The organism is Bradyrhizobium sp. AZCC 1610, assembly GCF_036924515.1.
Classification (GTDB): Bacteria; Pseudomonadota; Alphaproteobacteria; order Rhizobiales; family Xanthobacteraceae; genus Bradyrhizobium.
In genome coordinates this window covers 6,525,075-6,546,682 of record NZ_JAZHRR010000001.1, presented here as the reverse complement: position 1 = coordinate 6,546,682, position 21,608 = coordinate 6,525,075, and the positions used below count along the sequence as shown (strand labels likewise).

The window sequence follows — 21,608 nt, the reverse complement described above, 5'->3', positions numbered from 1 at the left end:
GGAGCCAGCATCCCGTGTCCAGCTACGACGAGCGATCGAGAACCGCTTTTGTGTTCGCAGGTGGTGGCAGCTTGGGTGCCATTCACGTCGGCATGCTGCATTCGCTGACGAGCCGCGGGATTGTCGCCGACATGGTCGTCGGATCAAGCGTCGGCGCGCTCAATGGCGCCTACTACGCGGGAAACCCACGGTTGAAGGGATCCAACGGCTGGACACGATCTGGCGCGGATTGCGCCGGAGCGACGTGTTTCCATTGACGTGGCGGACGGTAATGGGCTTTCTGTATCGGCGGGACTTTCTTGTTACGTCGGATGCACTGCGCCAGCTCGTCGATGACAATCTCGGCTACTGCAATCTGGAGGATGCAAAACTTCCGGTGCATATCGTTGCGACCGACATTTTGACCGGCGGTACCGTCGTAATGTCGGAAGGTCCGGCGGCGCGAGCCATCATCGCGAGCGCTGCCGTTCCGGCGGCGTTCGAGCCAGTGCACTTCAACGATCTTTATCTTGCGGATGGAGCGGTATCGAGCAGCACCCCGGTCACCGTAGCGGTTGCCCGTGGCGCGCGGCGCCTGTTTGTTCTCCCTACCGGTTACGCCTGCGCTCTCGAGAAGCCGCCGGCCGGGGCCGTCGCTAATGCCCTGCACGCGCTGACTTTGCTGATCGCGCGTCAACTAGTAAACGAGTTGCGGGGCCTTGATCATAACATCGACTATTTTGTTGTGCCGCCGCTCTGTCCGCTGACCGAATCGCCGTATGATTTCCCGAGGACCAGCGAGTTGATCGAACGGGCAGCGAGGAGCACGGACGCGTGGCTTTCGGAAGGAGGTCTCGATCATCCCCGCGGTCATGCACTATTGAGCACGCACAAGCACAGGCATTAACTCGCGTGGCAGATCGTTCTCGGACGAATTAAGAGGCGCGAACGTCTCAAAGATCACCGTACCTTCTCAGTCGAGAAATGATAGAACGGTGTCGAAGCAAGTTGGTGACAAAACGGCACCCGCCTTCGACCGTCTTGATTAAACGGTTATCACCCCAAGTATCTATAATTGCGCTCGATCAGAATATCACGCCGCCGCCGGCTCTTCCAAGTCTGCACGTACCCCGTGGGCTCGCGTCACGCAAAGGCAGCAAGGCCGGGCTGATACCCATCAGCAATCATGATTGCCCTATCAGCGGCCAAACCTCGCTCATCCCGCGCCAGATCATATCTACGGCGACATACAGGATTACAAGCAATCCCGCATATGCGATCCACCGGTGCCTGTGCAATAGGCGAGCGATATAGCCCGCCGCTATCCCCATCAGAGCAACTGATAAGCCAAGCCCAATAATCAGAACAGAAAGATGCTCTCGCGCGGCTCCTGCAATAAGCCAGCACGTTGTCGAGGGACATTGAGACGTCGGCCACAATGATCTGACTTGCAGCCTGAGCAAAGGACTTCCGCGGCGCATGAGTTACAATTGTCCCGTCATCATTGATGTCCATATTGCTCATTGCTTCGATAGCGTCGTCCTGCCCCTCAGCGGAGAGCCGCAACTCTCGGAACATCTTCCAGCTCACCCAAAGCAAAAGAACGCCACCCGCAAGCACTAGGCCGACGACCTGTAACAACTGGGAAGTGGCTGCAGCGAACGTTATGCGCAGGACGGTCGCTGCGACTATACCTACCAGCACAGCTTTCGTGCGTTGCTGCAGCGGTAATCCTGCCGCGGCCAAGCCGATGACAATGGCGTTGTCACCGGCCAAGACCAAGTCGATCATAACGACTTGAAGTAGTGCCATGACTTCGTTTGAAATGAAATGGAGCATGGTCGAGACGGCTGACTTCCCGAGGGGCGATCCGGTCTGTTGGACGATTTGTCAGATCCATTATCGAACTGGCGCCGATGACACAGATCAGAGCTCTAGCACTTGTTGCGGATCGCTAAGCATTCCCGCTGCAAATCCAATGAATGCATACGCGCCCGAAACATCCCACAAGGTAATGCCGGCGCCGTGACGATCGGACGACAAGCACCACGCGGCCAGTGCCACGATGGCTGAGAACGCTAGTGCGATCACACTCATCGATTCCAGCAGAAGAGGTGTACGAGTCAGAAGCAAAAGGCCGGTAGGGGGGATCGCGACGGCCAACAAAAGGACCGCCGAGATCAGATACGGGCGTTTCCGGGTAAACATGATGCCTCCATAACGCTCTCTTTGCCTGCGGTTCCAAATCGAAGGGATGCGTTAAGGAAGAAGTAGGCGTGACCTTCGGTTCAGACAAACGAATTCAATTAGCGCTTTGCTGCAAGCATTTTGTTCTAGGAAAAGGAGGGCCCGGGTAGGACAGCGAGCCGTCTGGCAACAGCACAGCCTCTCGAGTGAGAGATGCTGGCACGACCTGATTGGTCCCCAAGATGTGGAATACCGTCTCGCCCGCCGTGATGAGATAGTCAGTAATTATCCTTCGATGGCATCGCCACCAGACGGCCTCGGCACACATTATTGCAGATGTGGTCCCGTGCCCAAGTTTGCGCAGCCTGGCGAGGCCGGACCGAAACTCATCGCTCATTGCGTAGTCCGCATAATTGTGAAAGCTCCGATTCTCCCAGAATGCATTTACGTTCGCCGGAACGTCTCGCCCCCTGCCGCGGAGTCCCCCTAGCTCGGGGATATGTTCATAGCCGATTTCACACTCGGACAGTGCGTTAGCGAACCGGGTCGCATTGTACTGGGGATTGGTCAGGGAGCGCGGAATGCTTCGAACATCGACGACAAGCTTAACCTCTTGCGGCCGCAGCAAGTTCACGAACTCACTGAAGGAGCGGGTGGAATGCCCGATTGTAAAGGATCGAAGCGTCATGTCTCTAAGCTTCCGTTCGACTAGGATGCTCCTTCGTAACTTTCATTAGCCGCCGCATTGCCGACGTTTTCCTCGATCCCACTTCAAGAACCGCGAGGCTACGCTCTCTACCTTGCTCGATCCAACGAATCGATTGCCCCGGCCCAAGACCGATCAACGCACTTCCGATTGGACTGAGCACTGAGATGCAGTGGCAGCGCTGAGCCTCTCCCGGGAAGACAAGTTGAGCTTGATGAATTCGTGCATCTGCGTGATCCACGAATTTTACGTCACAATCGAGCCTTACGACCGAATTAGGCGCGACATCATCTGGCGCAACAACCGCACGCTCGATCTCCTCGCGAAGAAAACAAGCAACCTCCGTGTTCGATGCCGCCGGCGTGGCGCCAAGCAACGCGAACAACCTTTCACGGTCCGATGCCGTCAAGACGATAGGCGGCCTTTGTTCAACGCGATTTCGCTCGAAGTCGTTCATGATTGTTTCTTTCGCAACGATCATTAGTGATCACCGAGTTCACTGAGGGCGATCGACTGGGCGAACTGCCTCCTCACACATGTAATCTCGGCCAGCCTGTTTGCAAATGTCTTGCGAACCTACGAACGCGACGAAGCCGCTTCAGCGAAAAAGTATCCGATCGATGACGTTCGGCTAGCGAAACCCCGATCGGCTACGGTGGGGCGAAGTCGAGCGAGAATGAGGCCCTCGTGTGATACTCCGGCCAAGCAAGATCTCTCTCAGAACGACCGCGTCGTTATGAGTCTTATCATGCGCTGCAAAAACGAGTGTAATCCGTCCTCCTTGCGCGAGAGCACGTAGTTCGTCGAGCCGGTCGCCGTGCTGATGGATCTCTTCCGAGTAGCGGCGTCGAAACTCGTCCCAGCGAGCGGGATCATGCCCGAACCACCTCCGCAGCGCAGTGCTGGGTGCAATGTCCTTGGCCCACAGGTCAATCGCAGCATCTACTTTCCTGACCCCGCGAGGCCAAAGACGGTCGATCAGTATTCGAGTCCCGTCACCGGAGCGAGCGGCATCGTATGCCCGTCTTAGCTTGACGTTCTTAGCAACAATCCTTCTGCCCATCGATACTGCTCCCGTATCTCGATTAATCTGTTCCAATTCCGCGCGATGATCGTGTGACGGTATGCTCCGGTGCAGCTCTGCTGACCACGTGGGTCGGATCGCCGGAGTCCTTGGTTAAGCTCTGCATGCTGTTTCCCGAAATAGCGATCGACATAAATAGCATCCCGGCGACCACCCAAAACGTCAACCTGCCGTTACCATCGCCCGCCCAGAGCGGAGTAGAGCGGGGACAACCATGTGACGGCAGAAGATCGATCAAACGAACCGCCACTATGCTCGCCTCCGACGGCGACCACTGGTCGTTATTCGATTTCCAGATCTTTGTAGCAAGGCTGTTTATCGCCTGAGCCTTAGAAAGCTGAGTCAGGCGAGCCGCCTCTTGCCAGGGATCGACGTCCTGACGTGCGAGTAGGGACAAGACGCTCAATGTCGACTCATCTGTCTCGCAAACCGAAGCGAATAGGAAAGCATCATACTGGGATTCGAGACCAGATAGTTCGGTCATATTACGCTCCCACTCTCGAAGGAAATGTCCGATTGGCAAACGGTGCGGCGTCGTTGCGCTATCGGGGGCTGTGGTATCCTGCGCGATTCATAATCACGAAACTGATAGGTGCCTCCGTTGGACCTTTGGTACGCTAGTGGTTCTCCGTGTTCGGACCACGACGCTGGGGGATTTTGCTGAAGAGCGGGTAATCTTCGGGGGATCGCTTGCTGGAAATGTGCCCTCCAGCTCCTCATCCAACCGACGGTCGATTTCTCTCTTTTCTCGTTGCGTAACACTGTCTTTTGCGCTCATGACGAACTCCATCCATCTTTATACATGCGGTGCAGCACAATGTTGGTTCGGCTCCGATCATTCGACTCAACGCTCGACTTGAAGCAATTGTCCCCGTCAATCCTACCATCTCGCGCAAGAATGGACGGAAATCATGAAGGTCGGACCCGAGCGAGCTAGGTAACAAACGTTTCAAGCTGCTCGACCTGTTTACGGTGCAACAGCAGCAAGTACATAAGCTTCGCATTCAGTTTTGAATCGAAGATGTTCAAGACGGCTTCCTCAATCATATCGGCCAGCCTAGCCTGGTTGCGGCTTGCGAATCCGATTGTCCGTCCGAGGCTGCAATCGCTGTTAGGAACAGGGGGTGCCCTCTTGCGACGAATTATGTTGGCGCCACCTCTTGCGGCCATCTCCTTTTTGAGAAGGATGCAGATCGCGGCCTGAGCCAGTTCGGACTCAAAAGCCAGGTCTGCAACCTGAGAGTCGGCCGTGCGTCCGATTGCTGCATATGCAGTGACGCCGATGCGTTCACTTTCAAGAAGCTCCTTGAGAAAATGCAGTATCTCTTCCTTAGACCAATAGCCGAGGTACCTGGGGTCGCCCACATTCGTCCTGCGAGGAGAGGACGCGAAATGTTGGGTCGTGTCGTCTAAGTCCGCTTGTTGGCCTAACCGGGCTTTCCGCATGATTTCGTTTCCCTGCGAGAACGAGATGAGGATCTGCAGCCGTCTTACTCTTCGGACCGCGTGTTGCTTGGGCTGCCGCGCACAACTACTTGCTATTTGGCCAAGTTCTACAAGCGAAAAGTATTGTCAGTTTGCATCAAGAAAGTTGTTACTTGAAAGAGTTGGAGTGGCGCAGTGTGCGATATGCGTATGTTGCGCGGGCTCCGTCTTCCACTTCGCGGGTGAGCGAGCGGTATTGGGTGACGCTGTGAACACGCTGACGTGAAATTGGTCAGCGACGTTGATGAACATCGCGCCGATAACATTGGCCGATAGCATTGAAGGAGCGCGCATAAGGATGATGAACCTTCATGCTAGCAGGTCCAAGTCATTTGCGGATTGATAGTACGACGGTGAGGCGTCTGATCGATCAGCACTCGTTGTCGACGTTAACAATTCCGGTGTGCCTCAAAGCATTGGTGTCAAAATCGGATCGAGCGGGATGTTGGACATCGACGCTGCTTTCGTAGCCATAGGCCTACTCATGATCTTCACGATATCGACAATTGGATTGGTCGCGACGTAACGACGGGCGATGGCCCTGTTCGGCTAGGCCAAAGACTGACATTGACCAGCAAGAGGCCTCCAGGCGGCTTTACTCGGCGGGCGGCTCCCTCCGTTTCCTAAACGGATCGGCCGCATCGTCGTGACCGCTGCGGCTGCTGAAAAACATGAGGGCCATCAGACCGCATCCAATGAGAAGCGAAAAGAATGTGCCGAGACCGAGGGCGATCCAGCCGTGCTTATCCATCACGACGTCGCCGGAGGAGTTCCATACCATCGTTGCCCATATGCCAGTGAGAATGAGCAAGGCAACGAGAACTGCGATAAGAGCGATTTGGCCGGGGCTAAGTCTTCGCATGGGTAGCGCCTTTCCGTTCCAATCTCCGACAGGCGAGTTGAACCAGCAGGGGCATCCGTTCCTCAGCGAAAAATGGATCAGGACGGGGCGGTTCGCCTATTTGGAGCAACGGGGTCATGTACCTATGCAGGCTGATGGTCGACACCGCCTCCAAGTGGCCCAGCTGTTCCTCTACAATACGTTCGCTGGCAAACAAGCTTAAGCCAACACAATGGAAGCTGGATCTGAGCAAGTCGTCGATCGACAACAAAAGCCTGCGCACGAATGGAGATGCCAATAGTCTCTCATCGAAGGATGCAGCATGCAAAACAATTTAATTCACATTTGAATGTAATTGTCATGCTAGATGAGGTCCCTGGACATCGAATTGGCTGGGACGTTTTTGGAGATCGCCTCGACGGCAAGCTTCATCAAGGCTGCCGAGTGACTACATGTCGGTCAAACAACCATCAGCGCTTGGGTACGCTTGAACAGCTTGGGCGTCCGCGTTTTGTCCGGAACAAAGCCGGAGCGTCTCTGGCCCCAGCCGAACAGCAATTTCTGCGTTTCGCACCAAGCTTTGTGCAACTCTGGCCACGTGCACCAGCAAGTGGCCGTGCCAGCCGGAAATCGCGCGGTGCTTGCCGGTGGGTAGCGAGGTCCCTGTGGCAGTCTCTCTTGCTCAACTGGGTTCGGCGGATGCGACGTTCATACTCGAACATTGCTCTTCGCGTTCATGTCGATGTCCACAGGATCTCATCACTCATGTAGCAGCGGGAATTGTCGACATCGCGTATGCGCCTCAACACCGGCCATGACTAAAGATCGATCTGGTAATGGAAGAGGATTTGTCCTGCATGGCTACGATCCCTCTCAGGTCGTGCGGACTGCGGAGCGCTCTCGCTCGACGCGTTCGGTGACGTCGCGTGCCACGGCGACCGAACCAAGCACTTCGCCTTCGTCGACCTTGACGATGGCAAAGGTCATCTCGACGTAGAGTTTGCGTCCGCTTTTGTGCAGCGCCCGGGTCAACGTCGGACGACCTTGAAGCTTCGTTACGCCCGTTGTCATCGCCGCGTTAAAGCCGCTCCAGTGCGAGGCGCGCAGATGCTCTGGAATGATCAGATCGAGGCTACGGCCGAGCGCCTCTTCCGCGGAGAAGCCAAACATACTCGTCGTAGCGCGGTTCCATCGGACAATTTCGCCCGATCGGTTTGCGTAGACAACGGCATCGGCAATTTGATCGAGAATTCTCTCAGCCAAGAGTCGGTCTTCCATGGGTAGCCTCCCGGACATCGGCTCCGCGACGAACGCTAGACGTCTTCTGATTGTCGAGCAACCTGCTGGTCTCGAGGATTGCAGCAATTGTTTTGGGCCCGAGGCGCAATTTTTTTCGCTTGTAGAAAGCGAGTGGTAAGCGAGAATTGCGTGGCTGGATACGACAGGAGTCTGGAAAATGAATGCCGCCGACTACCATCATCCCGTGACGCTTCCCCCGGTCATTATTTCAGAGACGGATCGAGAGAATCTGTACACTATTGCCACCTCCGCGCTGACGAATAGTCGCATGGCGCCGGCTGCGTCAAACGTATTGCGGGAGATCTATCGAGCGACAATTGTCCCTAATGATCAGCTTCCAACGAATGTTGTAGCTGTCAACTCATGCGTAGATGTACGGGACAACGTCGCCGGCGCGAACAGGCGAATAGTCCTCGCCCTGCCAGACGAAACGTCTTGCGAACCGAACACGGTTTCGGTGTTGAGCCCGCTGGGCGCGGCCTTGATTGGACTGTCGGAAGGCGCGTCGGTCGAATGGTGCACTGCAAGCGGCGATCGAAGGAGTATAACGGTTGTTCGCTCCACGCCGAGTTCGGCAATGCTCGCCGATAGGAAAGTATCGCAACTCGAAAAGCCCATGTGAGGTAAATGCGGGCAAGGCGAGTAGGGCAGGCAATGTATACAACGCTTCCGTGCGACGGGTTTACAACGTCGCACGGCCAAGCATCGCGTCAGTGCCGATGAAGTTTGCGGACCGAGATTACGGTGAGTTGCCGCGTCTCTCCGAGGGGCGTTTCCCACGTGATCGAGTGTCCGGTCCGCAGGCCAATTAGGGCTGTTCCGACCGGCGTCATCACGGAGATCTTCCCTTGCGAGATGTCGGCTTCGTCAGGATACACGAGTGTAACCTGACGGGCACGCCCCGTCGTATCATCGCGAAATTCGACGTCGTCGTTCATGCCCACGAACTGGTTCGCTATTTCGTCCCGGCCCAGCACGTGCGCGCGGCCGACCTCCGCGGCCAACTCAGACGCCAGATCAGGCAGTCTGTTCTGAGCCGCGCGCGCAAGCGTGGAAAGCCGATCATAGTCCTTTGCTGAGAGGATGATCGCGGGCTTGACGTCGCTCCTCGCCATGGTGACTGTCTTTTCAATTGTCATCTCAATCTCCCTGATTCATGCTCGCCAAGTCGCCGTTTTGCTAGGTAAGCATCGGCGGTCGGACGGCACCGAAGTCATTACGTTATCTTCCTTAGGCGGTCTGCACTGCGGCTTCCGGCGTTAGCTGCCGGCTGATTGCTTGTTAAGCGTTGGTCCGACGATCAGCAGTCAGGGCTTTTCTCGGCCCCGCTGTGGCTCCGACGAGGTCTCGGTGCGCTGAATCCATCGGGGTCAAAAAACAACACCAAGCTTAGCCACAAAATCAGGACAGTCGCTGTTAACATTAGCAGCATTGACATCATCACTCCTCTATCGCGCGAGCTACGACCGTTCCGCCTGGCAGGCGTGCAACGACGCGTGCCAAGCGGGTCGAGTAGGTGAGATTGCAAAAATTGGATAGAATCATCCCGGCCGGCGTAAGCCGTCCGGGCTACCTGCCAGCTTGCAGGAGGCCCACGCGAGATTGTAAGGGGGGCGCTTTTGACATCATCATACCTACGAGCTAATCATGAAATCAGAAACGTCAAGTCGTCGTTATTTCACTTCCACGCTCATACAGATCGTCTGTGTCGAAGCTCAGGAAAATTTATCGGCAAACTGCTTTGCTAGCGCGTCAGCGGTAGCATCGGCAATTTGATAGATGTGATTTTTCATCTCTTCCCAGGTGTGAGCCTCGGCTTCGTACTTGCGACCTTTCAATTGTTGGATCTGCTGGATGTGATGACCGCCATGCGCCAAAAGAAGGTTGTTAACTGCATCCTTCGGCAAAAAAGGGTTTGCTTTGCTTAAGAAGCTGGCAATCTCCTCAGCGTTCGACGTCAGAGATTGAGTTGCCGTGCCTTGCTTGGTGGCGTCGTCTGCGACCGTCGCCACAAGATAGGCCTTTACAGCACCATAGTGCCCCGCGAGGAGCTTGAAGAAGGTGTCCTTGGCCGCTGCTCCGTAAAATGGTTCGATGGTCGCGGCGATGGACTGCGCGTTGGTGACGGCTTGTTGCTCTGCTATTGTTGCGGCGGCGTCGTGCTTTTCGATCGTGGCTACCGAGACCGCTCTTACCCAGAAGATATGTCCGATCCAAAGATCTCGAAGAAGCGCTGCGGTCTCGAACGTTTTATCGGTGCGGGCCTTTCTTTTGGCGCGGTGAGAATGTCTGCTGGCCGCGAAGGCACTTCCGGAGAGTGGCACTAACGCTGCGATAGCGGCACCGACGGTTAAAAGCTCGCGACGATCGGTGAGGGCCTGTCGTATTACGTTCCGTGACATTGAAGCCTCCTCGGACGGATCAGCACCGTTTGGCTTGAGTGGTTTAAAAGGTTGTATTTCACCAAGGGTCGGACCAGGCAAACGAATATAATTGTGATTTCAATTCATGATTGTTGCTAATCGTGGCGCGGCGAGGAATTTCGGCCATGAACGTCGTAGACTGGTAGCATGAGCTACATGGCGAGCTGTCGAAGCCGAATTGTCGCGCAACTGCACGTGCAGACTGGCGCATTGACAATCTGCTCGCCAATGCCTCTAGCGACAACGCGTCGCGTCTTGTCGTCCCGTCGAAGGGTAGCTTTTAGAATCGGACGGACCAACTGAAACGAGAGGGAATCAACAAGGGTGTCGGACCGGGCCTCTTGATGAGTGGACCTCGGCAATCTTTGTTAGGAGCGATCGTATGCAGATCCTGGCAGCAACGGATTTTTCCACGCGGTCCCAGCGGGCGTTGCGTCGAGCTGGCCAATTGGCTCAAGCCACGGCCGCGGAACTCGCCATCGTCCATGTCGTGGATGATGATCAGCCACAGCGTCTCGTCGAAATGGAGGCGCGGGAGAGCGAACGCATGCTTACGGAACTGATCGGCGCAGTGTCGGAATTGCGCGACGTGCGATGCCACCCGAGGGTCGTGATAGGCGATCCCTTCGACGCCATCGTGCGCACGGCCGTGGCGCAAACGGCTGATCTCATCGTGATGGGTGCACACCGCAAGCAGTTACTGCGCGATATCTTCGTGGGCACGACAGTTGAGCGCGTGATCCGAACCGGACACCATCCGGTGCTCATGGTAAACAACGAAGTGAACCTACCTTACGAGGTTGTGCTGTCTCCTGTCGACTTGTCGGACGCATCCGCGAATGCGATCAGGGCTGCCCGAACCGTGGGGGTGATCGACGGAGCCCGCTTGGAGATCCTTCACGCATTCCTGCCGGTGGGGAAGGGGAAGATGTCGATGGCGGGTCTCGATCAAGCCGACATCGACGAGTACGTTTCGAGTGAACGTCAGGAAGTGACGGAGGACCTGACAGCGTTCTTGCTCGAAAGCGATCTTGGTGGGCTTGGAGCATCTCTGCGCGTCGAGGAAGGAGGTGCTTTCGAAGTGATCTCTGCTGGAGTCGATAGGATGAGGCCTGATCTTCTGGTCATTGGAACGCATGGCCGTTCTGGGTTGCTGAAGGTGCTGCTTGGAAGCGTCACCGAAGAGGTGCTGCGTTCGTTGAATGTGGACATTCTGGCTGTGCCACCTAACAAACGGGAAGATATAACCGGGCCCTGAGCAAGACATACAAGGCGCACAGTGCGATCACTCGCAGCCGTCCGTCACGATCGGCTGGGTATGCTCGTCTCGGGTCTCGACGATCGTCGCCGTGCAGCAGCTTATAATTGTCGGAATTGCGGGCCTCCGTCGACGTCAACTTGCCTCGATGTTGTGATGGCGTGAGCTACGCCGGCAGACCCGGCTTGAACGAGAATCCAGTGCGCGGTTTCGCCGCAATGTAGGCAACGCGATGTGGCACTATGTTAGGTCTTCCATGACAAACGCTTCCGACATTGATCCGCGCATCGCGCGGCTTTGTGCGCATTCCGGCCGCCTGCAACTAGGCATCTAACCGGGCGGCTAGTCGCGCCGTCCGGCTTCTTTTCGAATCCCATTCTGATTTGTGGCTGCTCTGCAGGGGCCGGTTGCTTCGAACGTGGGAGTGCGCCGTGCTGCCTCTTCCTAAGCTCGCCTTGACTGCTTTCAACTATCCCGCCTTGAACAGCCCGCGCGGGTAGCCGCTAAACGGGGGGATATCGATGCGTTGTCCCTGATGATTGAGATCAACCGCGCGGAGATTGTCCCTGACGATGCGCTCGAAATCGAATCGATCGCAAGGATCGGGTCTTGGGTGAACTACTGGACGAGGCGGCGCATGTTTCGAAAGACCGTACAACTGGTCTGGCCGGAAGGACCGCACGTCCGACCTCGCCCGTATCTCGGTTCTGTCCCCATTGGGCGCGGCACTGATCGGCCTCCGTGCCGCGATCAGATGGCCATACTTTGTCGCCGGTGCCATGAACGTCGTACGATCGAAAGCGTGAAACAGTCCAAGCCCAATGTCGATCCTCTTGATCCGCTACTCCGCGCTCCCGTATTGGTCAATGATGACGGCGACGATCCAGGAACGACAACCGCCTCAGAAGGAGGGAGTGCAGTGAAGAGCAGATGCGAGGGCAAGCCCAGACCCACGCTGCCGTCTATCGTAATCAATGCGCGTCTGTTCCCGCGTGCAGCGCGCTTCCTCGCGCGCGAGATCGATCGTGCGAGCGTCGTGCCTGACAGTAACGAACTGCGGAACGTGGTCCGGATGGGCTCCGAGGTCACATATCACGATGAAGAGACCGGCGAGGTGCGGAATGTGAGGTTGGTCTATCCGCACGAGGCGGACATCTCCCATGGAAGGATCTCCGTCCTTGCGCCGGTCGGCACCGCTCTGGTCGGTCTGTCGGTCGGACAGGCGGTCGAATTCGGACGCCGAGCCATGAAACGCGAAACATTACCGTTTTGAGCGTTTCGAAGTGAGGAGTGGCTCGCGAACACGTGACAAAGTCTTTTGCAGGGACAGGCCCGATTGTGCTGTGATGTTTACCCGTAGGGCTCGCCATGAACCATGGTCGGCAAAGGATGACGAACTGCTGCGCACGATGTCTCACGCGGGAAAGAGCATCACGCTAATGACCGTCAAACTCAATCGCCCTATCGCGTCCATCAAGGCCCGAGCCGCGGATATCGGCGTCGGCATCCCTGGCACCCGAATCGGTCGGCAGAGTAAGCCAAGGAGATCTGTTTGAATGAGTTTGTTCGAAGGCAATGGCGGTGTTCACTAACCTAACCCTCGTTCTCGAAGGAGTTGAACTAATGCTGAGATCAGTTACTTCGAAAACTATTGTCTACGATCTATTCGAGGTTGCGTTCGCAACGTTGGCCGCGTTTTCGGCTGTGTCGCGAAACCGGGCGGCGCCGACCAATACGGTCAGAGCGACGGGCGGGGTCACGGCACCTAACCCGACAATCAGGATTTCGTGCAGCACGGGCCGGCTCTGGAGAACTGAAAAGTAAACGATTGAAGCAAGCGCCACGAATACGGTGCCGAGCGTTGTCCCGAGCGTTGGTGCATGGACCCGCTCGTAGAAGGTGCCGAGCCGCAAGAGACCGAGCGAGCCGACCAGCGTGACCGCGGCGCCCATCAAAAGGAGAGCTGCCGTGAGAGCAGCAGCCCAAGCCGGCACTTGTTCCATACCAGTCATTCGATCACCTCGCCGCGTAGCAGAAATTTGGCCAAAGCGACTGTGCCAACAAAACCTAGGAGGGCCATCGCCAGAGCCGCCTCGAAATAGAGCGTGTTGCCTGATCGGATGCCGAGCGTCAGAAGCAATAGCATCCCATTCACATACAATGTGTCGAAGCCCAGCACGCGGTCCTGCGCTCTCGGTCCCCGAAAGATGCGGAAGACAGCGCAACCCATGGCCATCCCAAGCAGGATCTGTGCGACCGCAAGAGAGTATGTCAGCAGGAGGGCGGTCATTCGAATATCTCCAGCAGATGACGTTCGTAGCGGCCCTTGATCGTGCGAATCCACTCGCCTTCATCGATCAAGTCGAGAACATGGATCATCAACAAGCGCTTCTGTGCATCGAAGTTGACCCACAGCGTGCCGGGAGTCGAAGTGATGATGCAAGCTAATAAGGCCAGCCCGTAGGGATTGCGGATGTCGAGGGGGATGGTCACGAACCCAGACGTTCGCTGTCGCCTTCCAAAACCGACAATGATCCGGCCAACTGCGATGTTTGAGCGGATGATGTCCATCGATACCAGGCCCAACAATCGGAGGAGGGTACTCGGCCGGCGAACGTGCGCTCTTGGCAACTGCAGGGTGGTCAGGATCCACCCGCCGACAAGCGCGATCACGCAACCGATGAGGAGCTGTCCCAATGAGGCTGTTTGATTGAGCAACATCCATAGCACTAGAAGGCCGAAACTCACGAACGGAAAAGGTAGCAGTCGTGTCATATGCCGCCTGCCTTTCGTGTGCTTTGCCCGCTGGTCTCCAGGACGTCGCGGATGTAGCCGCTCGGCGCATGCAGCGATTGTGCTGTGGCCTGCATGAAGCGCATGACCGGTCCGGCTTGTACGGTTTGGGCGGCGCAAATGATCAAGAGGAACATGACCGGCGCCATCTCGATCACGCGCACACGCGGCACGGTGCGATCCGGTGAGGCCCAGAAAGAGCGGATGCCCGCTCGCGTCATCGCGACCAGCGTCGCAAAGCCGGACGAAATTAGTACCACGAGGATCGCCCATCCATTGCCAGGAATGGCACCGGCTCGGTGCATCTCCGATGGATGGAGGGCGGCTGTGAGGAGCGCGAATTTGGCGATGAACCCCGACAGCGGCGGAAATCCGGCGATGACGAGCGCGCACCCGATGAAAGCAACACCAAGCAGCCCCATCGTGGCCACAATGGCCATGCCGACCTCCTCTTCCTCTTTGTCCGCGTCATCATCTTCTCCGTAAGCCTCTCGGGTGACGGCGATCATGTCCGCTCCAGGTTCGCGCCCGCGCTCGATTAGTTCGATTAGAAGGAAGAAAGCGCTGATGCCGAGCGTCGAGCTAACCAGGTAAAAAAGCGCTCCACCGGTGACACCGACTTGTCCCATCCCGGTGGCGGCCAGCACCGTTCCGGAGGATACGAGCACTGAAAAAGAGGCTAGACGGGCCGTGTCTTGCGATGCCAAGGTTCCGATTGCGCCGAATACGATCGTCGCCAACCCGCCCAAAAACAACCAGCTGCTGCCGAAGCCCGCCGATGCGCCAGCACCGTCGCCAAAAAGCAATAGCGAGAGTCGCAGCACGATATAGACGCCGACTTTCGTCATGATCGCAAAGATCGAGGCCACCGGCGGACTCGCTGCTGCGTAGGTCGTCGGCAGCCAGAAACATAGTGGCCAGATTCCCGCTTTGAGCAGGAATGCCATCGCTAGGATGCCGGCACCTGCCTCGAGCAAACCGCGGTTCTCAGCAGCGATCGTCGGTATCCGCGCCGCAAGATCTGCCATATTGAGGGTCCCGGACACGCCGTAGATCAGACTGACGCCGATCAGAAACAGCAGCGATGCCACCAGATTCACCACGATGTAATGCAACCCGGCTTTCACCCGCGCAAGGCCGGAACCATGCAGCAGAAGACCGTATGACGCCGCCAGCAATAACTCGAAGAAAACAAACAGGTTGAAGAGATCGCCGGTCAGGAAGGCGCCGTTCAGGCCCATCAGTAAGAACTGAAAGAGGGGATGGAAATGCGCGCCTGCGCGATGCCAACGGGCGAGCGAGAACACCACCGCGGCCAAGGCCAGGATGCTCGTCAGGAACAGCATAAGAGCGGAGAGGCGATCCAGAACGAGCACAATTCCAAACGGAGCCGGCCAATCGCCGAGACGATAGACTTGGCTGATCCCCGTCTGACTCGCATCCGACACTCTGAGCAACGCTATCGCGATGCAAGCGAGTGCAAAGGTCACGGCAACATTGATGGTAGCCATGATGTTGCGGTGTCGTTCTCCGCTAAGCAGCAGCATGCCGGCACCGGCAACGAGGGGCAGGACGACTGGCGCGATAATCAGGTTTGCTACGCCGCTCACGTTTCTGGCTCCTGACCGTCAACATGATCAGTCCCTGCCAGGCCGCGCGATGCCAGGAGGACAACCAGGAACAGCGCCGTTGTCGCGAAGCTGATAACGATCGCAGTCAGAACGAGCGCGTGTGGGAGCGGATCAGCATACTGCGATGCATCCCCGGTTTCGGGTGCAACGAGCACCGGTGCTCCCGTCCGCAACCGTCCCATGGCCACGATAAAGAGATTGACCGCGTAGGAAAGTAGTGACAGCCCGATGATTACTTGAAACGTGCGCGGTCGCAGGATCAACCACACACCGGAGCCCGCAAGCGCACCTATACCGACGGCCAGGACAAACTCCATCACACCACCTCCTCCTTCGGCCGATGGGCGGACGCGCGTTGCTCTCTCTGGAGCGGGACACCGTAGCGCCGCAGGGATTGATGCGCGATTGCGATCAGCATCAGCACCGTTGCCCCGACGACGAGCGAGAACACGCCGATGTCGAAGACGAGAGCGCTGGCCGTCGGAACGCGCCCGATCAGAGGAAGTTCGGTGTAAGCAAAGTATGAGGTCAGGAACGGGCGTCCGAAAACCCAGGCGGCAGCTCCCGTACCAGCCCCCAATAGGAGGCCAAATCCCATCCAGCGCACCGGCATGATGTGCAGACGCGCCTCAACCCATACCGTGCCGCGAGCCATGTACTGCAGGATGAATGCGCAGGCCATGGTGATGCCAGCGACGAAGCCTCCGCCCGGAAGGTCGTGCCCGCGCAGCAGCAGGAAGATGGCCGTTACGCCGATCACCGGAAACAGCAGCCCCATTATCAGCGCTGCCGTAGTTGTCGTATCCTTTACAGTGTCGCCCCTCTTGCGATCGGGATGCGCGTGGTCGTAGGCGTCCTGAGCATGCTGCTGTTCGGGGACGGGAATGCTTTCGGGCGCCGGACGGAAGCGGCGTAGCAACGCATAAACGGTCAGCGCAACGACCGCGAGCACGGTGATCTCGCCCAGCGTATCGAAGCCGCGGAAGTCAACGAGGATGACGTTCACCACATTGGTTCCGCCGCCCATGGTGTAAGCGTTCTCGACAAAATACCGCGAAATACTGTTGGGAGCAGGGCGCTGCATCACCGCTAATGCAAGGCCCGCTAATCCGACGCCTACGAGGAGCGCGATAGCGAAGTCGCGAACGCGGTGCCATCGGATCCTGCCGACGGTGGTGCTCGGGGCGATTTCCGCGACGCGTTTCGGCAGCCATCGCAGGCCAAGCAGGAGGAGTACTGTAGTTACGGTCTCGACGACGATCTGCGTCAGAGCGAGATCGGGCGCGGACAGCCAGACGAAGCTGACGCAGGTGACGAGACCCGCGCCGCCGAGCAGTATCAGCGCGGCGACGCGGTGAAATTTAGCCTGAAGGGCGGCACCCAGCGCGCAAGCAATCCCGACCGTCCAGAGCAGCCCAAACGCGACGTCGAGTTGGCCCTGAGGCGGGTCCCCGACCAGGATTCCGCGTGCATAAAGCGGCATCAGGGCAGCGACGAACGCTGCCCCGGCCAAGAGCCGCAGCTGTGGCTGTAAATGCCTTGTCCCGAGGTTGCTCTCAAGCCATCGTGCAAGTCGCCAGGATAACGTCACAAGCACCCAGTCAAAGATCCGCTTGCCATTGATACGACGCAGCAGGGGCGGCCCCTCACGTGTGAGCAGATAGGAGCGCAGCATCACGTAGACGGCCAGGCCGCCGGCCATTGCGACGAAGCTCATCAGGAGTTCGGGCGTAAAGCCGTGCCAGAGAGCAAGGTTGTACTCCGGCATCGCCGAGCCGAGAACCGCCCGGGCGGCCGTATCGAGTATCGGCGCTACGGTAAACGACGGTGCGACGCCAACGACAAGGCACGTCAGCACGAGGAACTCGGCCGGAAACCGCATCAGGAGCGGGGGCTCGTGCGGAATGCGTGGCAGGGCTGTGGGAGCCGGGCCGAAGAACACGTCGCGAATGAATCGCAGCGAATAGGCAACGGTGAAGGTGCTGGCAAGGGTGACGATATACGGAAGCGCCTGATCGACGAGCGAGTTGTCATGGACCTCGATCGTCTCGGCAAAGAACATTTCTTTCGATAGGAAACCATTCAGCAAGGGCACGCCTGCCATCGCTGCGGCGGCCACCATAGCCAGCGTCGCCGTGATCGGCATGAAGGCCCATAGCCCGCTGAGGCGACGAATGTCACGAGTGCCCGTTTCGTGATCAATGATACCTGCCGCCATGAACAGCGACGCCTTGAAAGTCGCGTGGTTGAAGATATGGAAGATCGCGGCTATCTGCCCGAAAGGAGTATCGAGTCCCGTTAAGAGCGTAATCAACCCGAGGTGGCTGATCGTCGAGTAGGCCAGTAGTCCCTTGAGATCCTGCTGAAATACCGCGAGAAACGCGCCTAGAAAAAACGTGATCAGGCCAACCGATCCCACCAGCCATAGCCATTCATTTGTTCCGCCCATCGCCGGCCACAGCCGCACCAGCAGGAACACGCCGGCTTTCACCATTGTCGCTGAATGGAGATAAGCCGAGACCGGAGTTGGAGCGGCCATCGCGTGGGGCAGCCAGAAATGAAATGGAAACTGAGCACTCTTCGTGAAGGCGCCAAGGAGAATCAGGATCAGTGCTGGAAGATAAAGCGAGTGCGAACGGATCACATCGCCGGACGCCAGCACCCGCTCGAGGTCGTAGCTGCCGACGATGTGTCCAATCACCAGTACGCCGGCGAAGAGGCAAAGGCCGCCAGCCGACGTGACGGTCAGGGCCATCCGTGCGCCGTCGCGAGCGGCCACGTTGTGATGCCAATAGCTGATCAGCAGGAAGGAAAACAGGCTTGTTAGCTCCCAAAAGAACACGAGCTGCAACAAGTTGCCCGAGAGCACGATGCCTAGCATCGCCCCCATGAACGCGAGCAGGAAGGAGAAAAAACGCGGAACGGGATCGCTGGGGGACATGTAGTAGCGCGTATACAGTACCACCAGGAAGCCGATTCCGGTGACCAGCATAGCGAAGGTCCACGCGAAGCCGTCTGCTCTCAGCACGAACTCGAGACCAAGATCCGCGATCCACTCTGCTCTCAGTTGGATCACGCCACCATTATCGACGCTCGGATAGGCTGTTGCCATGAGACCAAAAGCGACAAGAGCGACCGAGCCGGCGAGCCATGCCTCGGCGTTGCGGGCATTGACCGGCAGGACAGCGGCAATACAGCTTCCGACGAATGGAAGAACGAGAACGGCAAGGAGGAACATTTGCGTTCGTTACCCCTTACTGGGAGGTTCCGGGAGATTAGTCTCCGTCATCGATAATTGCATAGCTGGATATCTCCACTGCCAGATTTAAAGTTTCGCGCTGAACGATCGTGCGAATTCGCCGCGACCCGCAAGCCGCGGTTATCTGTCCCGGAACTCTTGAGAATACTGTCGATTAATGTGTCGTTCCAGCCGCAATCCGATCCGATTAATGAGCTGGCCAGACCCAGTGTGGTAGCGTACCAATCGCAGCCGAAAGTGCGACTGTGAGAGCACTGAGCAAAACGTAGAACGCCCACAACCCGATCACTCGCCAACCGCTCGTCTCGACCGGCCGGGTGTCCTCTTCGCTAAAACGTGGGGCGGCGTCGCGTTTCATAAAAAGCCCCTCATTGTTCCGAAGCTCCGGGGATGTGAGCGATAAGTTGAAGACTATAACCCCGGTCCGCAGAATTTCGGCTCACTTTGGCGTCAAATTGCCCGCCACTTTGACAGCATAGGACAGCCGGCGGGGCAGGCGTGAACATTGAACAGTGCGCGCTTTCGCCGCAATGTTGGCAACGCGATCTGGGACTATGTTGATGTCATGACGACTTTCTTTGACATCGATCCGCGCATCGCGCGGCTCTGTCCACACGCCGGTCGCTTGCAAGCACGCGTTTAGCCGGACGGTCGATCGCGCCGTCCGGGCTCTCTTCTCAACAACAGTTTGGTTTTGTGGCTTCCCTACAGGAGCCCGACTCGCCTTGAGCAGAAGGAGTGCGCCGTGCTGCCTCTTCCCAAGATCGTCCTTTCCGCCTCCGAGTATCCTCGTCTTGAGCAACTAGCGCGCGTTGCCGCACAACGAGGGGACGCGAGTGCGATGTTCCTGATGGTCGAGATCAATCGCGCGGAGATTATTCCGGACGATGCCCGCGATATCCAATCGATCATAACGATCGGATCCTGGATCACGTATGGGACAAATTGGGGTGTCGCGCGAAAGACGGTGCAGTTAGTCTGGCCAGAGGACTGCACGTCCGACCTTGCCCAGATATCCGTTCTATCGCCCTTGGGGGCTGCATTGATCGGCCTTCATGTCGGTGACCAGATGCCATACTTCGTCGCGGGCTGCATGAACGTGGTCAGGATCGAAAGCGTCACGGGACCCGAGTCCAATGTTGTGCCGCTGGTCCGAGCGGCCAAGTCCGTCGACAATGCCTCAATTGATGACGATCCAGGGCCCACCGCCGCCTGATTGAAGGAGACCGCAATGAGCCAGAATAAGCGAAGGACTAAATCCCAACTACCGCCCATCCACGTTACAGGCGACGAGATGCGTCGATTGAGAACGCTTGCGAACTCTAAAATGGACTTTATCCCGCGCGTTGTGAACTTCTTGGCGCACGAGTTGGACCGCGCCAGCGTGGTGCAAGATGATAGCGATCTGCGGAGTGTGGTTCGAATGGGATCCCAGGTCAGTTACCGCGACGACAAGACCGGCGAGGTCCGGCATTTGGTGTTGGTGTATCCGCACGATGCCGACATGCATGGGCGGATCTCGGTCCTTACTCCCCTCGGCGCGGCGCTCATCGGCCTGTCGGTCGGACAGGCGATCGAATTCCAGACGCCAGGTATGAAACGGGAAAATTGACCGTTCTCCGCGTTTCACAGCAGGAAGAAGGGATCCGGTATGCGCGACAATCGGTCTGAACATGCTATTCTGATTGTGATTTGCACTACAATAGGGCTGATTGGCCTCGTTTACGTCACGCAGTTGCTCATGTGATGATGCGCCAGGCGGGCCCTTCCTGGTCGCCGTTGGCGTGTCAGATCCATTCCATGACAATCGCGCGGACTGCTCGGCCATGACCTTCGCCGGGCGGCGAGTGCAGCTTAGGAGCTGCGCGCTAGAATCGCATTGCAGCGCGCCCGGTCGGCAACAATGAAAACAGGGCGTCGGACGGTTCGCAAGGCTACGCGACCCGGTTCCTTTGCAAAACCGACGGCGGTCGTGTGCAGTAGCGGCCCCCGACGAGACTTGCGTCGATCTGTTGGTCCGTCGCTTTCACGATCTCCGGCTGCTACGATGCGTAGTGGGCCGCTGCTTCTCGATCTGCAGCGGCCTCATCGCACGCGATGCTGCGCATCTGTTGGGTGATGTCGTTGCGGCGTTGGCCCGACGAGAAGGCCAGAAGCTGGTCTTTCATATAGGCTGCCGACTGACCCTCCTACTATGGGCTGCCAACCTTGTTGTCCGGGCCGCCGTGGCAGGACCCGCAGGGCGCGATGCCCCGTAGCGGTGCTCCGCAGATCACGATGCGCGGCTTCGGAACTCGCGGTGTCGGGTGATAGGCCGGCAGCCTGGGCAGATAGGCGTAGCAGGTCGCGATGTCGGTGATTTCCTGATCCGTCAGATCGACGCCAACGGAGACATCACAGCGTTGGTCCGGACGCCTGTGCGGAAGTCGAACAGTTACTTGTAAATCACGCTGGCGTACTGTCCGGCCAGATAAAGCGAACCGTGATAGATCATGCAAGGCTGCGCGAGGGGTCTTCAAGCAGCGGTGCGGCTATCTTCGGCCTGGCTTCGCGCATCCAGCTGAAGCCACTGGCCAATTCGTCCACAACAACCAGCGTACCACTGAAGCCTTCCAACATCATTGCGCTCCTGTTCTATCGTTCGAACGAGCGTAGCGGCTTGC

At 57.6% G+C, this 21,608-nt stretch carries 24 protein-coding genes and 2 pseudogenes; 7 read left to right on the top strand and 19 right to left on the bottom strand.

Annotated features, from left to right (window positions below; genetic code table 11):
• Nucleotides 1–14: 14 nt before the first annotated feature.
• Nucleotides 15–257, top strand: a complete 243-nt coding sequence (locus tag V1279_RS32145; protein ID WP_334444378.1) for a patatin-like phospholipase family protein — start codon at nucleotides 15–17, stop codon at nucleotides 255–257.
• 14 nt (nucleotides 258–271) lie between these two features.
• On the top strand, nucleotides 272–886 hold the full coding sequence (locus V1279_RS32140) for a patatin-like phospholipase family protein (protein ID WP_334444376.1): 615 nt from the start codon (nucleotides 272–274) through the stop codon (nucleotides 884–886).
• A 277-nt stretch (nucleotides 887–1,163) separates the two neighbouring features.
• On the opposite strand, the pseudogene V1279_RS32135 reads toward V1279_RS32140, so the two are convergent.
• The 9 genes and pseudogenes from V1279_RS32135 to V1279_RS32095 form a co-directional block, all read right to left on the bottom strand.
• Nucleotides 1,164–1,818 (bottom strand): annotated as a pseudogene (locus V1279_RS32135) (TerC family protein).
• 87 nt (nucleotides 1,819–1,905) lie between these two features.
• Nucleotides 1,906–2,187, bottom strand: a complete 282-nt coding sequence (locus tag V1279_RS32130) for a hypothetical protein (RefSeq protein WP_334444374.1) — start codon at nucleotides 2,185–2,187, stop codon at nucleotides 1,906–1,908.
• Nucleotides 2,188–2,281: 94 nt separating this feature from the next.
• Nucleotides 2,282–2,854: a DUF488 domain-containing protein gene (locus V1279_RS32125; protein WP_334444372.1), complete on the bottom strand. Its 573-nt coding sequence runs from the start codon at nucleotides 2,852–2,854 to the stop codon at nucleotides 2,282–2,284.
• A 4-nt stretch (nucleotides 2,855–2,858) separates the two neighbouring features.
• Entirely contained in the window at nucleotides 2,859–3,353 is a 495-nt protein-coding gene (locus V1279_RS32120; RefSeq protein ID WP_334444370.1) for a GreA/GreB family elongation factor, read from the bottom strand.
• 150 nt (nucleotides 3,354–3,503) lie between these two features.
• Nucleotides 3,504–3,935, bottom strand: a complete 432-nt coding sequence (locus tag V1279_RS32115; RefSeq protein ID WP_334444368.1) for a DUF488 domain-containing protein — start codon at nucleotides 3,933–3,935, stop codon at nucleotides 3,504–3,506.
• A 22-nt stretch (nucleotides 3,936–3,957) separates the two neighbouring features.
• Nucleotides 3,958–4,440 (bottom strand): hypothetical protein, encoded by a 483-nt coding sequence (locus V1279_RS32110; protein WP_334444366.1) that lies wholly within the window; start codon nucleotides 4,438–4,440, stop codon nucleotides 3,958–3,960.
• A gap of 449 nt (nucleotides 4,441–4,889) precedes the next feature.
• Nucleotides 4,890–5,402: a hypothetical protein gene (locus V1279_RS32105; RefSeq protein WP_334444364.1), complete on the bottom strand. Its 513-nt coding sequence runs from the start codon at nucleotides 5,400–5,402 to the stop codon at nucleotides 4,890–4,892.
• A 634-nt stretch (nucleotides 5,403–6,036) separates the two neighbouring features.
• On the bottom strand, nucleotides 6,037–6,303 hold the full coding sequence (locus V1279_RS32100; protein ID WP_334444362.1) for a hypothetical protein: 267 nt from the start codon (nucleotides 6,301–6,303) through the stop codon (nucleotides 6,037–6,039).
• Between the two features lie 852 nt (nucleotides 6,304–7,155).
• Nucleotides 7,156–7,560: a PAS domain-containing protein gene (locus V1279_RS32095; protein WP_334444360.1), complete on the bottom strand. Its 405-nt coding sequence runs from the start codon at nucleotides 7,558–7,560 to the stop codon at nucleotides 7,156–7,158.
• 178 nt (nucleotides 7,561–7,738) lie between these two features.
• On the opposite strand from V1279_RS32095, the gene V1279_RS32090 reads away from it, so the two are divergent.
• On the top strand, nucleotides 7,739–8,203 hold the full coding sequence (locus tag V1279_RS32090; protein ID WP_334444358.1) for a GreA/GreB family elongation factor: 465 nt from the start codon (nucleotides 7,739–7,741) through the stop codon (nucleotides 8,201–8,203).
• An 88-nt stretch (nucleotides 8,204–8,291) separates the two neighbouring features.
• Here the strand turns inward: V1279_RS32090 and rnk (V1279_RS32085) are convergent, their stop codons facing one another.
• Nucleotides 8,292–8,720, bottom strand: a complete 429-nt coding sequence (rnk, locus tag V1279_RS32085) for a nucleoside diphosphate kinase regulator (RefSeq protein WP_334444356.1) — start codon at nucleotides 8,718–8,720, stop codon at nucleotides 8,292–8,294.
• Between the two features lie 576 nt (nucleotides 8,721–9,296).
• Nucleotides 9,297–9,983, bottom strand: a complete 687-nt coding sequence (locus V1279_RS32080; RefSeq protein WP_334444354.1) for a hypothetical protein — start codon at nucleotides 9,981–9,983, stop codon at nucleotides 9,297–9,299.
• Between the two features lie 403 nt (nucleotides 9,984–10,386).
• Between V1279_RS32080 and V1279_RS32075 the strand changes: the two genes are divergently transcribed.
• Both V1279_RS32075 and V1279_RS32070 read left to right on the top strand, forming a co-directional pair.
• Nucleotides 10,387–11,262, top strand: a complete 876-nt coding sequence (locus V1279_RS32075) for a universal stress protein (RefSeq protein WP_334444352.1) — start codon at nucleotides 10,387–10,389, stop codon at nucleotides 11,260–11,262.
• Nucleotides 11,263–11,797: 535 nt separating this feature from the next.
• Nucleotides 11,798–12,535, top strand: a complete 738-nt coding sequence (locus V1279_RS32070) for a GreA/GreB family elongation factor (RefSeq protein WP_334446656.1) — start codon at nucleotides 11,798–11,800, stop codon at nucleotides 12,533–12,535.
• A gap of 382 nt (nucleotides 12,536–12,917) precedes the next feature.
• Here the strand turns inward: V1279_RS32070 and mnhG are convergent, their stop codons facing one another.
• From mnhG to V1279_RS32040, 6 genes are read right to left on the bottom strand one after another with little or no spacing between them, the layout of a single operon-like run.
• A complete protein-coding gene (gene mnhG / locus V1279_RS32065) occupies nucleotides 12,918–13,274 on the bottom strand; it encodes a monovalent cation/H(+) antiporter subunit G (RefSeq protein WP_334444350.1) in 357 nt (118 codons plus the stop codon).
• Nucleotides 13,271–13,552: a K+/H+ antiporter subunit F gene (locus tag V1279_RS32060; protein WP_334444348.1), complete on the bottom strand. Its 282-nt coding sequence runs from the start codon at nucleotides 13,550–13,552 to the stop codon at nucleotides 13,271–13,273. The genes mnhG and V1279_RS32060 overlap by 4 nt, the downstream gene beginning before the upstream one ends.
• Entirely contained in the window at nucleotides 13,549–14,037 is a 489-nt protein-coding gene (locus V1279_RS32055; protein ID WP_334444346.1) for a Na+/H+ antiporter subunit E, read from the bottom strand. The genes V1279_RS32060 and V1279_RS32055 overlap by 4 nt, the downstream gene beginning before the upstream one ends.
• Nucleotides 14,034–15,665: a monovalent cation/H+ antiporter subunit D gene (locus V1279_RS32050; RefSeq protein ID WP_334444344.1), complete on the bottom strand. Its 1,632-nt coding sequence runs from the start codon at nucleotides 15,663–15,665 to the stop codon at nucleotides 14,034–14,036. Before V1279_RS32050 ends, V1279_RS32055 begins: the two co-directional genes overlap by 4 nt.
• Nucleotides 15,662–16,003, bottom strand: coding sequence for a Na+/H+ antiporter subunit C (locus V1279_RS32045; protein ID WP_334444342.1), 342 nt, complete (start codon nucleotides 16,001–16,003; stop codon nucleotides 15,662–15,664). The genes V1279_RS32050 and V1279_RS32045 overlap by 4 nt, the downstream gene beginning before the upstream one ends.
• Complete coding sequence (locus tag V1279_RS32040; RefSeq protein ID WP_334444340.1) at nucleotides 16,003–18,924, bottom strand: monovalent cation/H+ antiporter subunit A; 2,922 nt, start codon at nucleotides 18,922–18,924, stop codon at nucleotides 16,003–16,005. Before V1279_RS32040 ends, V1279_RS32045 begins: the two co-directional genes overlap by 1 nt.
• A gap of 766 nt (nucleotides 18,925–19,690) precedes the next feature.
• Between V1279_RS32040 and V1279_RS32035 the strand changes: the two genes are divergently transcribed.
• Both V1279_RS32035 and rnk (V1279_RS32030) read left to right on the top strand, forming a co-directional pair.
• Complete coding sequence (locus tag V1279_RS32035) at nucleotides 19,691–20,161, top strand: GreA/GreB family elongation factor (RefSeq protein WP_334444338.1); 471 nt, start codon at nucleotides 19,691–19,693, stop codon at nucleotides 20,159–20,161.
• Between the two features lie 15 nt (nucleotides 20,162–20,176).
• Nucleotides 20,177–20,557 (top strand): nucleoside diphosphate kinase regulator, encoded by a 381-nt coding sequence (gene rnk / locus V1279_RS32030; protein ID WP_334444336.1) that lies wholly within the window; start codon nucleotides 20,177–20,179, stop codon nucleotides 20,555–20,557.
• A 430-nt stretch (nucleotides 20,558–20,987) separates the two neighbouring features.
• Here rnk (V1279_RS32030) and V1279_RS32025 read toward each other — a convergent pair.
• A pseudogene (locus V1279_RS32025) lies at nucleotides 20,988–21,454 on the bottom strand (c-type cytochrome); the annotation flags it as partial.
• Nucleotides 21,436–21,564 carry a hypothetical protein gene (locus V1279_RS32020; protein ID WP_334444334.1) on the bottom strand — a complete coding sequence of 43 codons (129 nt, stop codon included), beginning with the start codon at nucleotides 21,562–21,564 and terminating at the stop codon, nucleotides 21,436–21,438. The pseudogene V1279_RS32025 and the gene V1279_RS32020, both read right to left, overlap by 19 nt.
• Nucleotides 21,565–21,608: the final 44 nt, after the last annotated feature.